This is a genomic window from Chitinophagales bacterium, assembly GCA_041392475.1.
In the GTDB taxonomy this organism is placed as follows: Bacteria; Bacteroidota; Bacteroidia; order Chitinophagales; family UBA2359; genus JAUHXA01.
The window spans coordinates 158992-175067 of record JAWKLZ010000001.1 but is presented as its reverse complement, the minus strand read 5'-3'; the positions used below and the strand labels follow the sequence as shown (position 1 = coordinate 175067).

Genomic DNA, 16076 nt, shown 5'->3' with positions numbered 1-16076 from the left:
AATATTTGTCAAAGAACAGGTAAATTGAACAGACTTTTAATTTTCATGAAAAGACTACTATTATTTGTATCCTGCTTGTTGGCGAGTGCTACAACTGTTCTTGCTCAAGATTCTTATTTTCAAAAAGTTTACAACTATTTTACGGGGTCTTGCCCCAGTTATAGCGGTAAAACTTTTGATATTAACAAAAGAACAGGTGATGGCTTGAATGCTGTTTATTACAACGGCACTAGCTTCGATAATGAAGTGCTAAGGCGAACCGATCCTGAAGTATATTTTTATTACAATGGCACTAGTCCTTCGGTGGAGGTGAACGTTTTTCAGTTTTCGGTCGTTTGGTCAGGCTACTTGTATGCCCCTATTAGCGGAGAATATACTTTTACTGTATTGGCGGATGATGGCATTCGACTATCCATCAACGGCAAGTCATTTATAGATGAATGGCACGAAAAAACAGCCTCTGCTTACACAAAAAAAGCAAAGTTGGAGGGTGGACAAGCCTATGAAATTCGTATTGAATATTACCAAGCCAGCAAAGATGCTCAATCAGAACTGTACTGGTCGTATGAAGGACAAAAAAAACAAGTGATTCCTCAGAAGTATTTGTTTACCAACATTGAAGAGGAACAATTGGTATTGTTAGGTCCTTCTTTTTTGTCTATGAAGTCACAAAAAAAGTATGCCATAGATACCCCTCTTGACCGCCCTTTGAACGATTCTGGTAATGCTGTTGCTTCAAACAATACACCTAGTTCCAAACCATCCAACCCTATTGTGCTTGCCAACAATGTAGTCCCCAATCCACGCAATAACGCTGAAAAAAAGCCAGTTGTCAATAAAGTAGTGGATATAAATAAACCAACTATTACAACTAAAAAAGATACGCCAATTATTGCTGATGCATCTACACCAAAACCCAGAACAAGCACAACTCAGATTGCAAATACGGACACAAACTCAAATGAATCAATAATAAACAACAATCCTATTGTAACTGGAGAATTGGCAATATTGCAAAAAAGTGACATGGAAACGCATAACCAACATTCCCTGTTGGACAACGCTCTGGATAAGACTGGCTATAAACCTACTTTGAATATTAAGTCTCGCCAAAGTGGCCCTGTTGTTTTGAAAAACATATTGTTTGATAAAGATAGGTATCGCCTCAAACCTTCTTCTTATGATGAGTTGAATGCCTTGGTTGATACACTTCAAAAGAACCAAAAATTGAGGGTTATCATTGCAGGTCATACAGATTATGCTGGAGATCCTATACCCAATCAAAACCTTTCAGAATCAAGGGCGAGGGCGGTAACGGTTTATTTAATTAGACATGGGATTGACCCAAAACGTATTCAAACAAGAGGGTATGGTGGTACAAAGCCATTGTCTCGTGCGCCATTGGGAACAGAGGAAAGACGGAAAAACAAAAGAGTGGAGTATATTTTGATTGAGCAGGAGGCGAAACCTTAGTAAGGATCGCCAACAAAACAATTTACTAAATTCGAGTTGGAGACTTTTGAAGTTTACTCTTTGAAGAATATTGATTTTCATTGCAATCGAGCATCTTTGAAGCGAAACTTCAAAAGTCTGAATCCAAATTATACAAGTTCAGACTCAATCCGAACTAAAGCAATCCTTCAATTTTACTGATTACTTTTTCTGCAATAGGTGAAGTCGTACTATAATAATAATCTACCAATTTACCGTCTTTATCAACAAGGTATTTGTGAAAATTCCATTTGGGAGTGCTGGTCAAAACACCGTTTAATTCTTTGCGGCTCAAAAACTGAAATAAATCGGATGCTCCTTTACCTTTCACCTCTGTTTTTTCAAACACAGGAAAATTGACACCATAATTTTTTTGACAAAAAGCTCCAATAGCCTCTCCTTCAAGTGGTTCTTGCCCTCCGAATTGATTAGATGGAAATGCCAATACTTCGAATCCTTGATCTTTGAAGTGTTGATAAAGTTCTTCTAGCTGCCCCAACTGCGGCGTAAATCCACATTCGGAAGCGGTATTGACAATCATAACTACTTTGCCTGCATAGTCTTTTAGGTTAACCTCTTCTCCTGAAAGGTTTTTGACAGTAAACTGATGAATGGATTGCGACATTGTTTTTTTTGTTTGGTAAAGTAAGGAATGAATGGATTAACATGAAAACTGGCTGATGGTTTAGAAATCAATAAAGGTATTTTATTCTGACAGTTCAGGCTGCATGACTCTTCCCATCAATAAAAGGTTGCGGCGTTGATTGTCTATGATGATAAACATGAAAGGTCGGTTGGCTTCAAAGATATACACATCCTCATCTGTATCTGATTCTGTTCCGTTCCAAGTTCCTGCACCGTCTGTATTGCTGTTTTCTTCGGTGCTTATTCCAGATTCATTGATATGAATGTGAGTAGGTTGCAGTACATTTCCAATGGGAGCATTCCGTTTAATAAACATTCCACTAAAATCCACTGATTTTTTGTCGAAAGGATAGGTCATACCCACTTTTTCGAGTACATCCACCATATCCATTTGTGTATCGAAACTGAATCTGGGTATTGACAGCTGAACCGTTTTTTCTTCCATAGAATTGAGCCAATGTGTATAACCACCTCGCATCAATGTTTTTTGGACTGCTTTCAATTGGAAATAGGCATTGGGAATCATCACCAACATCGTAAAATCATCATTGCAAGGAATAGCAACCGTTTGCACCATGCTGTTTTCAAAATAGGGAAACTTCCCTTCAATGTGCATCATATTGACCTGCAAAATGTTGTCTTCCGCCACTTTGAAGGTCGTAGCCTGCGTATAGGATTTATCGAAAGGCAAATTCCACTTGGTTTTTAGATATAGGTTGTTGGTTAGCAAAATACTGGATTCATCGGGTTTGAAGGAAGCGGGTAGTTCATCAATCATATTGTAAGCCGTTTTTACTTTCATCCAATTATTGATTTCTTCCAAAACCAGTTCTTTATCTTTGAAGTTAACATTTCGTAGGCTTCCTCGATAATTTTTCTTGGCTATATCGCTATAAGGATCACTCATTTCCAATTTTTCATCTATCCATATTGCATTGCCAACCATCAATTCTGTGCCTGTATTTTCAATGCTCAACGAAGAACCATCTAGGGCCAACTCTTCCAACAATTTTTCATAATTTCGGTGTAGGTTATTACTTACATCATGGAATTGAAGCGTTTTTAGCATCTGTGACTCCGTTGTATTTCTTGCGCCTGCGTAGGTCATCGCAAGAGCAGTGGACAAAGCAAATGGTGAAAAAACAATATTGCCTAGTTCTGTTTCCATCACCTGCTCAAACACATTGAAGCCAAATTGTTGGTTTGATTCAGTTACATTGTTCATAGCAGCATCTGTGGTAGCGTCTATTTTTGTCATTCGGCGGGTTTTGTAAGCCGATGATTCTTCGCCAATATCTTCCATTTGCTCCTCTGCCATCGCTTCATTTTTTTGTTCGATTTGAGCCAACTTATCTTTTATAGAAGGCTGCGTATTGTTGATTCCAGGGGTTTCTTCGATTGCCTTTTTCGACGCTACTTGAATTTCTTTTTTTGGACTTATTAGCTCATCTTCTTTTTTTTCTGCCACTTTTGTTTTCTCTTCTAAGCTTAGCTCAGGTATTTTTTTCAATTGTTGAATATTTTCTTTTTCAATTGATTTGCTGTTACTTTTTGGAATTGCTTTCTCACTATTTTTGGCAACTTTTTGCTCTACCTTCTTTTCTTCTGTCTTAACATTCTCAATAGAACTATCCATCACTTTTTTTTCTGTCAATTTATCCTCATTCTCCAATGTTCTTTCGTCAATGAGAGGATTATCTGCTTCTTCCTCCAATGTCATTTTATCTGATACCTCTTTCATTTCTTCACTTTTTTCTGTCAATTCATCCTCATCATCTACCTCCAAAACTCTTTCATCAATGAGAGGATTATCCGTTTCTTCTTCCAATGTCATTTTACCTGACTCCTCTTTCATTTCTTCACTTTTTTCTGTTATTTCATCCTCATCATCTACCTCCAAAACTCTTTCATCAATGAGAGGATTATCCGTTTCTTGTGAATCTTCTTCAAAATCAGGAATGAATACAATAGGTGCTTCAACAACATCTTGTGGCTGTTCGTCAATAGGAATATCTGTGATTGGAATATCATTCTCGAAAAAACGAATGTTTTTGAAATCATCCTTTTTGACTTTGATAATATGCAGAAAATCAGATATTTTATAGGCATTTACTCCAATGATTTTCGCCGTATAAGATACATATAAGTTGCCATTTTGGTTGGTGACTTTTTCGGTATCAAATTTCCAAATTTCGTGGGTTTTCTTGAAAATGACAATCAACATATCTTCCTCAAAATTCAAATCTACAACTTTGGGTGAGCGCAAGTCATAATCTTTAGGCATAAAATAATCCTGCCATGTAAGTTGGTCTTGAATCACAAAAAAGGTATTGTTGTCCAGTTCTATATAGGGATACAATTGATAACCAAGCACTTTTTCATACTTGATGTTTTTTGGAACTAACAATGGGGTAGCAGAAATTGCAGTATGGCACACACACAAACATAGAATTAATAGCATCGCATGGATGAATGCAAATGATTTGACGTTATTCACAGCTTTAGGTATTAAATTGATAAATTAAGTGGTATCTGGTAATCAAAAACTTGTGGGCTTAAAAGCTGTATTTGAAGGAAGGAAAATCACCTTTTCTATTTGTAATAAAGTGATATGGTAGATTGAATGGGCTAAAAGATTACAAATTACAGGCACAAATATAATCATTATTCATTAAACTACGTGACATTTTTGTGACAATATTTTTATCCGCTAAAATTGTACCATGTACACAAGAGATTAAAGTTACGTTTTCAAACACTGTAAAAAAAGCGTGTAAGTCGTACTACCATAAGCAATAACCTCCTGCCAATCTTGAAGCGGCAATTGACGGCTCAGTTTGATAAAGCCCGTTTGAGTTATCTTTTCTGCAATGAAGGATTTGCTTACATCTGAAAGACGGATATAGTTGTCTATGCCAAAGTCATATTCCCACGGTGTATCATTGCAGCAAAAATAAACTTCTTCTTGCTGCAATTTATCCAAATTATTCAAAATAACGTCTTGGTATTGAAGCAAACAGGCCCCTGATAAATGCAAAGTAAAGCTAAATGAATCTCCCCACCAAAACATACTGCGATAGGCAAAAACGGCATTTTTGTGAAATAGTTTTGGAAAGTCCAATACCATATAGGGCAGTCCTTTGTAATTATCTCCTTTCGATATTTTGCCCAAAACAGCATCTGTTCCTTTTGGAAAGGTAAAACCTTGATGAATCGGTAGCTGTTGTAGATGTTGTGCCAATTCTCCAAATAAGGTCATTATTTTTTCTAAGGCAACTCTTTTGGTTAATAAAAAGTTCTTATCAGAAAGAATCGTCATTTCTTGTGGGGTAAAAGTGGGAATTTTGGACATTATTGAAGTTTTTTTTCGAGTTTTGTAAATCAAAAAAGGACATTTTTTTGTGGAACGCCTTAGAATCTACATTCCACTTTCTCGTTCAAAGTTCCAAACTCCTAAAAGTCAAGGAAGAGAAAAGCGAATATAGTTTCGCTGGCAGTATAATCACAAAAGTTTTAATTTGCAGAGATTACAAAAGTTTTCAAAACTTTTGTAATCTGTATCATAGAAAGTATGAAAAAAATTGATCGCCTCATACTAAGAGCGTTTATTGGCCCCTTCATCGTCACCTTTTTCATTGCGCTGTTTGTACTTATCATGCAGTTCTTATGGAAATACATTGACGATTTGGTAGGTAAGGGGTTGGATTTACTCATCATTGCAGAATTGATTTTTTACCTTTCTGCAAGCATTGTACCTTTGGCATTGCCAATTGCCATTTTGTTGGCATCTATCATGACTTTTGGGAGTTTGGGTGAACACTATGAACTCGTGGCTCTCAAATCAGCAGGCATTTCACTACTTCGATTCATGTTGCCGCTTTTGGTCGTTGCTACTTTATTGAGTGGTATTGCTTTCGCTTTTGCCAACTATGTACTGCCTGTTGCCAATTTGAAATACTACACCATGCTGTATTCGGTCACTCGACAACGCCCTGCCTTCAATATTCGTCCAGGTGTTTTTTCTAACGACATTGAAGGGTATGTAATCAGAGCAGGTGACAAAAGTCCAGATGGTAAAATTCTATACGACATCAATATACATGACCATACCGCACAGCGTGGCAATGTGAATGTATTGCTTGCCGAAAAAGGAGAAATGCAAGTAACACCCGATAATACGGCAATGGTGTTTAAACTCTACAATGGCGTACAATACGAAGAACCTCCAACGCAAGGGCCTATCGATAAAAACGAATTTATCCGCACCCGCTTCACGGAGTATGAAATGATTTTTGACCTCACCATGTTTGCCTTCGACAAAAAAAATGAAAAGCTATTTGAAAGCAACTACCGCATGATGAGTACCGAACAACTGATTAGTGGAGTAGATTCACTCAAAAAGGCAGATCAAGAAATTCCCAAATCTCTCAAAAAGAATGTCTCTATCTATTTCAGTTTCCTAAGAGACAGTACTTTCCAATACGACACTACTCCTATCGATTGGAATCCTGCTGACACTTCCTTTTTGGCTTGTTTGTATTTAGATGGTCCTAACCAACAGAGGTTGTTAAACAGTGCTCAAAGTTCGCTTCGCAATATCAAGGGTTTTGCGGCTTCTTCGGACGGACGCTCCAAAAGTAATTTGCAGCACATCAATAAATACATGATTTTCTTTCACTACAAAATTTCCCTCTCTTTGGCTTGCTTGGTCCTGTTTCTGATTGGCGCACCTTTGGGTGCATTGATTCGGAAAGGTGGTTTGGGTATGCCGATGGTATTGGCCATTCTGTTTTTCACCATCTTCCACATTCTCACCACAATGGGTAAAAAGTTTGCGGAGGAGTATGTGATGACTCCCGCTGAAGGAATGTGGATGGCGACAGCCATTCTGTTGCCGATTGGATTATTTTTACTCTTCAAAGCAACAAATGATTCTGCATTGTTGAATTTTGAAGGATACGGAAAAGGGTTGAAGGATTGGTTTGGGAAGGTATTTGGGAAGAAGGAAAATCAATAAGAATGTTGAAAACGTCTGATCTTGCGATAGTTTCTAACAAGTGCGCTTCCTTTCTGCATTTAAAGTGGCGTTACAAACGCTGTTGGTAATCTTGCGCTCGTTGTAAACGAGCGCAAGATGGGTTCAAGATGTAATCAAAACTCCACACTCAAAGCAGTCGTCCATCTCCTACCTTGTCCAAAATTAACAGAAGCTGACTTCGCATCAAAATCGGCAGTAGGTCGCTCATTAAAGTCGTCATTGTTGCGAGCATCACTCAAATAAACTGTATCAAACAAATTCAATACATTGAAGCGCAAGCCCATTTTGGTTTTATTGATGCGAAAATTGTAGCCTGCGTGGAAATTGTACAACATATAATCGGGTAATTTCCATGAATCTCGACGTGCCGAATTGCTTTCAGGTTTCAAATCTTCAGGCTGAAAGTCAGAATAGTTGTTGTCAAAAAATGTTCCTCTAAGTGAGAAGTACAAACCTTTGATGGGTTCATACCGCAACAAACCTCCCAATTGGGTTTGAGCAGCATCTCCTACGTGAACACCCGTTGCATCAAATTCATAACTACGAATCAATCGACCATCAAAGTAAATTTCAGCTACTTCTGAAGATGTCCAACGCCAATTTCCAAGAGAAATCAAACCTTCAAAGGTAATTTTTTTACTAGGTTTGAAAGCAAAGTCCGCTTCAAAACCTTGATGCAAAGCATCTATACCAGGAACATTGATGGCAACCCTTTCCGAATCTTCATCAATCGTACCATCTGCATTTGGAATAGGCACAGTAGGAGCACTTTCCAATGGTTTATTTTGCCAAGAAGTATTGTAAATGTTCACATTTGCGGAAAAAACGGGACTCGTATAGCCATAACCCAATTCTAAACCAATGATTCTTTCGTTTTTGTATTCATTGAAAGCCACATAACGTTGGGTATTAATGACATTGTTGAACCGTTGTGCTTTGGAAAGGTAGCCTGTATTAAAAAATACATTGTGGTGATTACCCAATTTGCGAGAAGCTCCCATTTTGAAGGTAAAAGATGGAAGATTGATCCAATCTACTTTTTGATTTTGAGCTTCTGGCGAATCTACTGTATAGGTTACATCATTATGGGTCAAGGGTTTGTCATAAGAAACGAATAAGGTAGTATCTGGTAGTTCTACCACTTTGCTACGCATATAATCCTCGATACTGTATCCTGAAATTGCAGTTGACACATTCACAAAAGCCGTCCAATCATCTTTCTTCCATTCCATTTGTCCAAATAAACCTGCGGAACGTACAAAACTGGAGTAGTCATAAAAAATCTTATCTCCTTCATACAGTTTTTTGTTAACATCAATCTGGTATTGATTTCTAGGTTGGTTTGATAGTACAGGTCTAAAGATGAAATAATCACCTCCCAAAAGGTCGTAAATTTCTCGGTAGTGATCTCCTCGGTAATAACGACCATCTAAACCACCAGAAAGCGATACATTTGGACTCAAATTATAAGACAGAGTGGAAAGAAAACCGTACCAAAAATGATTGTTGATGCTGGATCTCAAAATGCGGTCTGAAACTGGTTCGGGGCGAAAAGGTGAAATCAATTGATTCGCTTCAATCGCTCCTTCAATATCATATAGCCCATTGTCGAATCGCTGCAAAGATTGTGAACCATCACTGCTGCTACCAGGGGCGGTTCCGCCTCCATTTCCTATGGATAAGTAGGCAATATTCGACCAAAACAATTTCTCATTTGCCTGCCATGAATGACGCAAACTAAATTGAGGTTTGTGGTAGTAATTTTTACGAGTGCTAAAAACCTCTCCATCTCTATACCCCCAATGTTCATTGTATCTTCGTCCTCGATCATAATAAGTCAATCCAGTATTCGGGTCAGAAATAGATTCCTCAGGCACACCCAATTCTCGTGCATAATCCGCATCCACAAAAGCGATTTCAGTCGTAAAGGGTCGCTGACCATGCTCTTGCGGTGCACCAAAACCAGACAAACTAATTAAGTGGTTTCCCAGTTTCTTATCTATCCTCAAATAATAGAAATATCCTTCTGTAAAAGTCGCATCTACCCAGCCATCACCCGTTTTGTAAGAGCCTGCTGCTGAAATACCCCAGCCTCCCTTCAATCGCCCCGTATTGAGGCCGAAAGTAGAGCGCAAAAAACCATTATTACCCACCTCTTGACTAATTTTCAAACTTTTATCATTGTCTATACCTTTGGTCAAGATGTTGATAGTTCCCCCCACAGAAGGAACAGACAATTTGGAAGCCCCTAAACCCCGCTGCACCTGCATTCGCTGTGTCACCAAATCCAAGCCAAACCAATTGGACCAATAGACCCAACCATTTTCCATATCGTTCACAGGAATTCCATCCAACATGACCGCCACATTTCGCTGATTGAAACCCCGAATCGTGATACGTGCATCACCATCACCTCCTCCAGTCTGAGTAGCATAAGCACCTGGCGTAGAGTTCAACACCATCGGCAATTCTTGTGCTGCCAACTCTTCCTGCAATTGTATAGGTGTAATATTGGAGAAAGCAACAGGCGTTTCTCTTGCCCGTGCAATATCTGCCGTGACCATCACCTCCTTCAACATCTGCGAACCCTCCATTGCCACATTCAAAACCACATCACTCCCTGCAATCGTGACCGTCGTTGTTTGTTTTTCGTAGCCCACATAAGAGATTTGTGCCTCATAAGTACCATTCACCAATTGGATAGAATAGAAACCATCGAAGTCTGTGACCGTACCCGTTGTACCGAGCCAAATATTGGCTCCCAAGAGCGGTTCTTTGGTTTCGGCATCCGTCACCACTCCGCTAAATGTATGTTTTTGAGCCATCAACAAAGTAGTGGCACACAAAAGAAAAGAAAGAAATAGTAGCTTAAAATTCATCGTCTTAGAATTTTTTGATGTGCTGCAAAGGTACAGGTTTTGCCCTATACTGCGCCAATTATTTCTATCTTTGCGTCGTTATTTAACAAACAAAAAATGTATGTCCTCAAATAAAACTGCTGTCATCACAGGCAGCAATGCAGGTATTGGTTTTGAAACCGCTTTGGCTTTGGCAAAAATGAATTACAAAGTTTTGTTGCTCTGTCGCAATGAGCAGAAAGCCAGTGAAGCCGTTGAAGCATTGAAGCAAAAAAGTGGCAATGCAGATATAGGCCATGTAGTGGCAGACTTGTCTTCAAAAGAGGACATTGCCGCTGCTGCAAAAAACATTTCCCTTCAATTCGACCATTTGGATGCACTTGTCAACAATGCGGGCATTTGGCTTTCGGAACGCACGCTCAATAAGGATGGCATTGAAGTGCAATTTGCAGTAAATCACCTTGCTCCTTTTCTTTTGACACATTTGTTGTTGCCACTGTTGTTGAAGTCCGATGATGCGAGAATTGTGAATGTGAACTCGGACACGCATTTTCGAGGAAAGATTGACTTCAACGATTTGACCCTCTCCAAAGGCTACAATGGCATCAAATCGTATGCCCATTCTAAGTTGTCCAACTGCTTGTTTACCTACGAATTGGACAGAAAATTGAAGCAAAAAGGCATCCAAAACATGGCCGTCAATGCACTGCAACCGGGGCTGGTAAAAACCGACATTGGCTTCAAACACACTTTTTCGCTACATGCTTTGGTGTGGAAAATACGGCGTGAATTTGGCGTGACTCCCGAAGAAGGTGCAAAAACTTCTGTTTACCTCGCTACTGCCCCTGAATTGAAGGGAATCAGCGGATTGTATTGGGACAAATGCGCTTCTAAACCTTCTTCCAAAAATTCTTATATCGAAGCAGATGCCCAAAAAATGTGGGCTATTAGCAAGGAAATGTGTGGGATAGCTGATTTTTTTGTAGTTTAGTAACTTCAAAATTCTAAAAAATGATAACCTCTCTCCATCAATTAGACTTCAATAAACACTATACCTATGCCGACTACATTCTTTGGCAATTCAAAGAAAGGGTGGAATTACTGAAAGGTCGTTTGCTACCTATGGCTGCGCCAAATGTGCGTCATCAGGAAATTTCAAGTTATTTACACGTTTCCATTGGCATCTATTTATTGAAAAATAAAAAGGGGTGTAAATTATTTTCAGCTCCTTTCGACGTGCGCTTGCCCCTTCCCAAATCCAAAATCAAAAGCAATAAAATAGATACAGTTGTACAACCCGATTTATGTGTGGTTTGTGATGAAGACAAATTGGACAAGCAAGGTTGTGTGGGCGCACCTGATTTGGTGATTGAGATTTTATCTCCTGGCAATTCCAAAAAAGAGATGAAAGACAAGTTTGAATTGTATCAAGAGGCAGGTGTTTTGGAATATTGGGTGATTGACCCCGAACACAATTGGGCGTTTGCCTATTATTTGGATGCCCCTACCCAAAAATATGTAGGCGCAATCACGCCTTTGACAGATGATGAAACATTGAAGTCGAGGGTTTTTGAAGGTTTGGACATTGAGTTGATTCAAGTCTTTCCTGAAGAAAGAAATGTCTAAACTCCATTCTTAGCCCATGAATTAATTCTATCTGTGCCTTTAAGTGTTTGACAAGTTCTTGGAGCATGAAACAGGGATTTGACCCTTCTTGATTGTAGTAAAAAAAGGGAAAAGAGGCGTTAAAAACAGATTGCTGTTTGAAGATGGAGCGAAGCGGAATCAAGTTTCAAGCTGTTTAGCCTCTTTTTTCTTTTTTTGCGTGAAGCAATCAAGTCAGGTCTTGATTTTTGGTTCTTTTTATCAAGAAAAAGAACAGGCAAAAGTACCTACGCCAATACAAGAAATAGTATTTATTTTTTAATGGCACAGGTCGAATAGGGTCACCGCAACAAAACCTTCAACTCCCTCACCACCTCCAGCCAAGCCTCATCCCGATTCGGCGCAAGACTTACCGCCACCTTACTGCGAGGAATCAACTCCAAATGCTCAAAAGGCGCACCTTCCCAATCACAAGGACGCACCAAAATCGGCACTACCTTCACCTCCCTATTTCTCGCCCTTTGCATCACCTCCGCCAATTCCGTTTCCCATTTGCTCTCCAAATAATCCGAACTGACCAACAGCACAATCATGTCCGCCTTTTGCAGGGCAGCTTGACTTTTGTCTGTGCGGTTCTGTCCAGCCAAAATATCGCCTTCATCCCAAGAACGGATAAAACCCCTCTTTTTCAAGGTGGTAAGATGTGTACTGAATTTTTCTTTGAAGGAAATATCTTCTATCGAATAGGAAACAAACAACTCCACCATTGAAGATTTTGGAGCAGCCGCCGAGTCCTTCAATCCCTCCAAACCCCTTTTCAAATACCCCATGCCCACCATTTTTTCGGTCATTTCCGAGCTTTCCTTTTGGGGCTGCACCTTCCCTTCCTGTGCGATGATGTCGAGTTGTTGCTCAATCGCCAAAACCAACTGAGTCGCCTGTTTGGAGTAGTGCAACACAATACATTTGTCGGCATAATCCGCCTCCACCAATGCAAAAGCCCCTTCGTATTCCATCAATACGCCCTGCCGCCACATATCGCCCACCTCCGCAAAGTCACTGGCTTGCACCAAAAATCGGTACATAAAAACAGGGGGCAAAAAATGAAAAGGAAGCCGCTTTTGTTCCTCCAATTCGTAGTGCCGCATGTACTCCGCATCCTCCAAATAGTCGGGTCTTTCGGTCGCCATCAATTGAGGCACCACAAAAGTTCGGTCTTTGAGTTCTGGATTGCCATATTCTGGTTTTTCTGTTGTTGTTTCAAAACACAGCTCGCAGTTCAGCATAAAATCTATGAACAAACTCCTTTCGGCATCGCTTTCTCTCTCCCAAATTTCGCACAAATCTTCATACTCCAATACGCCTTTTTTGTCTTCCAAGATTTCAAAATAGTCCGAATCTTTGTTCAGCACCTTATAGACTGCTTCAATCGCCCAAGCTTGATCCAAGATGATGCTGCCCGAAAAATAGCGTTCTTGGTAAAACAGCACACCTGTATCGTGCAGAAACTCCAAGATGTACTGCGCCGAATCTGCTACGCCTGCTGCCTCACACCAATTCCCAAAAGTGCTTTGGTCGATTTCTTTGCGTCCTTGTGGATTCTTTTGTTCGGTTCGCACCCGATTGCGGACAGCTACCCACGAGGCGGGCAATTCCCTGAGTAGGCTTTCTTTCAAGACCGAATGTTCGGCAAATACCTTTTGAATCTCTTTTTCCAAAATCAAAAAACCCTTGCCTTTTTTGGCACTGACCTCCAAAAACCGAACAATGTTGGCATGTTCTCTTTGGAAGCTTTTTTGGGTCGGAGGGGGCATTTTCTTTTCAAAGAGTCGGTCTATCTTGTTTTGCAGCACCAAGACAGGGCTGCCTTTCCCAAAACAATCCACATACCTCAGCCAATAGTCCAGAGTTTCGTTTTTATAATCCCTGCCATTGTAGTTGTGACTGGGCTTCGTTTCGTTCTCCGCATCCCACACCAACAAAAACAGGGCATTGTGCTGCATGAACATTCGGTGGGTCGCATGGTAAATGTCTTGTCCGCCAAAATCCCAAATATTGAGGGTCAAGCCGTCGGGCAGATAGCTGCAAGCCATCTCCCGCTTCAATAGGGCAATCGCATGGGTCGACTCATGCTGTTTGTTGAACACATAGTCTTTTTGCTGCTCCAAACGCATCGCTATCTGTGTCTTACCCACGCTCCCATTGCCGACCAAAATCACCTTCACCTCATTGTTTTGTACGGCTCCGCTTTCTTTTTTGTCCTTCAAAAAAGTCCATACCCTTTCCTTGCAGTTCTCCTCTCGCTCCAATATTTCCTGCGGAATGTTCTGCACCTCATTTCCCTGCAAAAACAAAGACTCCAAGGACTGCAATCCTTCCACAGACTCCAATTCTACTTCCTTCAATTGATTCTCATCCAATCGCAAATGCTCCAAAGCGGCAAAACCCCTCGGCAAGCGAAAATCCGTCAATTGGTTCTTTGCCAAGCTCAAAATCTGCAAATTGGGCAAATCTCCATCTATCGTGATGGATTGAATATTGCTCTTGTAGGCATACAAAAACCGAAGCGACTGCAGTTGTTCGGCTTTCAGATGCAGGTGCTGTATCGTGCCTTTGTTGTAACTCAAATCCACAAACTCCCGCTGTTCGGCTGCTACCTGCGCCCAAATTCGGGGCAAATCACGGTCGGTGAGATTTTGTTTGCTGCAATCGAGTAGTTCTTTGTGCTTCATGGGAGGAAGGTGTTTTTCAAGATAAAATATTTAAAAGGGCTTAAATATACGAGTTTTTTTAAACACAGAGACGCAGAGGCACTGAGGTTTTTTCTTGACAACAATACCTCGGAAACTTTGTCAACGGTCGAAGACCTTGACAACAGTTGAAGTGGGAAAATTAGCGAAAATTTCGCCGACAATTGAAGCGAAACCGACCGACCGTTCAAACGTCGCCTGTTCCATTGGCGAGTTTTCACTACAAAACACGTTCAAATTTCAACATTATTCAGCTCCATGAAAGCCTGAAACCTCCCTTTAATATCTATACACCGACCCTTCTTGATTGTAGTAAAAAAAGGGGAAAGAGGCGTTAAGAACAGATTGCTGTTTGAAGATGGAGCGAAGCGGAATCAAGTTTCAAGCTGTTTAGCCTCTTTTTCCTTTTTTTGCGTTAAGCAATCAAGTCAGGTCTTGATTTTTGGTTCTTTTCATCAAGGAAAAGAACAGGCAAAAGACTTACGCCAACACAAGAAAATAAGGAAGGCACAGACCGCACATTAGCTCCCTATCCTTTCCTTTGTTCACCGAGGCGGCTACCGCTTCGCCTCTTGTTCTCAAAGTCAAGGACAGGTCACTTTTTCTTTTCCCTTTTCTTTTTTTTCTTTTGCTCAGAAGAAATGCTGAATGGCTACCTATTAAACTGAGGCAAAACCAAACGAAAGCCGACGTAGTTGTCGCGGTACGAAGGGAGGTCGTAGCTGCGGTAAGCAACCCGACAAGAGCTGTCGAAGTAGTCCCAGCCGCCGCCACGAACAACGCAGCTTGAAGCTCTCGGTTCGTCTATCCATGCGCTCCCATCTTTTGGTGCATTTTCGTAATCGCTATGATAATCGTCTTCACACCATTCCCATACATTGCCACTCATATCGTATATCCCCAGTTGATTTGCTTTTTTCCAACCCACAGGATTCGTTTCCCAATGACTGTTTTCATCATACCAAGCGACTTCCTCTATGTTCTTGCTCCCTGCATAGTCAAATTTATCTCCCCAATCTTTGCCTCCTCTTGCCGCATATTCCCATTCCGATTCACTCGGCAGGCGAAATTCAAAATTCCCAAAGTCATTATTCAGTTTTTGGAGGAATCTTTTTGCATCTTCCCAACTCACTGTTTCCACAGGGCGGTCTTTGCCTTTGAAGCGAGAGCGGTTTTCGGCTTTGCCCATCACAAAAACATAGAGGGCTTGGGTCACAGGGTATTTTCCGATGTTGAAAGTCGGAACGCTCACTTCGTGTATGGGTTTTTCATCCCCATCTTTTTCACTTCCCATCTCAAAAGTGCCTCCTTCTACTTCAATAAGTTTGATGTTGAAGGTTTCACCTGTTGTTGGGTGTTGAAGGGTGACGATTTTGGTGGGTGTTTGGTTCATATTTGAAGGATATTTTTTTTGGTCGAAAACCCATTCATAGCCCATGAATTAATTCATGGGCTATGAATGGGGTACAAAAAACCACTGCTATTAAGCTATTCGACAGCCAAGATGAGAAAAATTTTGGATTTTTTTGGGAAGATGTGAAGGAAACTTTGTCAACGGTCGAAGACCTTGACAACAGTTGAAGTGGGAACATTAGCGAAAATTTCGCCGACAATTGAAGCGAAAATGACCGACCGTTCAAACGTAGCCAAATCTTTCAGATGCCCACGACAAATCGGGATGTTCCATAG

12 protein-coding genes are annotated in these 16076 nt (G+C 40.5%); 6 read left to right on the top strand and 6 right to left on the bottom strand.

Translation table 11 applies throughout. The features are described from left to right. The first annotated feature begins 45 nt into the window (after positions 1-45). Positions 46-1473 (top strand): PA14 domain-containing protein, encoded by a 1428-nt coding sequence (locus R3E32_00635; GenBank protein MEZ4883208.1) that lies wholly within the window; start codon positions 46-48, stop codon positions 1471-1473. Between the two features lie 154 nt (positions 1474-1627). Here the strand turns inward: R3E32_00635 and R3E32_00630 are convergent, their stop codons facing one another. From R3E32_00630 to R3E32_00620, 3 genes are all read right to left on the bottom strand, one after another. Next, entirely contained in the window at positions 1628-2116 is a 489-nt protein-coding gene (locus tag R3E32_00630; GenBank protein ID MEZ4883207.1) for a glutathione peroxidase, read from the bottom strand. Positions 2117-2197: 81 nt separating this feature from the next. Continuing rightward, positions 2198-4543, bottom strand: a complete 2346-nt coding sequence (locus tag R3E32_00625) for a serpin family protein (GenBank protein ID MEZ4883206.1) — start codon at positions 4541-4543, stop codon at positions 2198-2200. A gap of 336 nt (positions 4544-4879) precedes the next feature. Beyond that, positions 4880-5488 carry a hypothetical protein gene (locus R3E32_00620; protein ID MEZ4883205.1) on the bottom strand — a complete coding sequence of 203 codons (609 nt, stop codon included), beginning with the start codon at positions 5486-5488 and terminating at the stop codon, positions 4880-4882. Between the two features lie 219 nt (positions 5489-5707). Here R3E32_00620 and R3E32_00615 point away from each other — a divergent pair, with 219 nt between their 5' ends. Then, the gene (locus R3E32_00615) at positions 5708-7153 is read left to right on the top strand and encodes an LptF/LptG family permease (protein MEZ4883204.1); all 1446 of its coding nucleotides are present in this window, start codon (positions 5708-5710) and stop codon (positions 7151-7153) included. 134 nt (positions 7154-7287) lie between these two features. Here the strand turns inward: R3E32_00615 and R3E32_00610 are convergent, their stop codons facing one another. Beyond that, positions 7288-10053, bottom strand: coding sequence for a TonB-dependent receptor (locus R3E32_00610; GenBank protein ID MEZ4883203.1), 2766 nt, complete (start codon positions 10051-10053; stop codon positions 7288-7290). Positions 10054-10153: 100 nt separating this feature from the next. Between R3E32_00610 and R3E32_00605 the strand changes: the two genes are divergently transcribed. The 3 genes from R3E32_00605 to R3E32_00595 all read left to right on the top strand — a co-directional run bounded on the left by R3E32_00605 (position 10154) and on the right by R3E32_00595 (position 11959). Then, positions 10154-11023, top strand: a complete 870-nt coding sequence (locus tag R3E32_00605; protein MEZ4883202.1) for an SDR family oxidoreductase — start codon at positions 10154-10156, stop codon at positions 11021-11023. A gap of 20 nt (positions 11024-11043) precedes the next feature. Beyond that, positions 11044-11658: a Uma2 family endonuclease gene (locus R3E32_00600; GenBank protein MEZ4883201.1), complete on the top strand. Its 615-nt coding sequence runs from the start codon at positions 11044-11046 to the stop codon at positions 11656-11658. An 88-nt stretch (positions 11659-11746) separates the two neighbouring features. Next, a complete protein-coding gene (locus tag R3E32_00595) occupies positions 11747-11959 on the top strand; it encodes a hypothetical protein (protein ID MEZ4883200.1) in 213 nt (70 codons plus the stop codon). A gap of 19 nt (positions 11960-11978) precedes the next feature. Here the strand turns inward: R3E32_00595 and R3E32_00590 are convergent, their stop codons facing one another. Further along, the gene (locus tag R3E32_00590; protein MEZ4883199.1) at positions 11979-14369 is read right to left on the bottom strand and encodes a COR domain-containing protein; all 2391 of its coding nucleotides are present in this window, start codon (positions 14367-14369) and stop codon (positions 11979-11981) included. 670 nt (positions 14370-15039) lie between these two features. Further along, on the bottom strand, positions 15040-15780 hold the full coding sequence (locus R3E32_00585; GenBank protein MEZ4883198.1) for a formylglycine-generating enzyme family protein: 741 nt from the start codon (positions 15778-15780) through the stop codon (positions 15040-15042). 62 nt (positions 15781-15842) lie between these two features. Between R3E32_00585 and R3E32_00580 the strand changes: the two genes are divergently transcribed. Next, on the top strand, positions 15843-15968 hold the full coding sequence (locus R3E32_00580) for a hypothetical protein (GenBank protein ID MEZ4883197.1): 126 nt from the start codon (positions 15843-15845) through the stop codon (positions 15966-15968). Positions 15969-16076 lie beyond the last annotated feature (108 nt).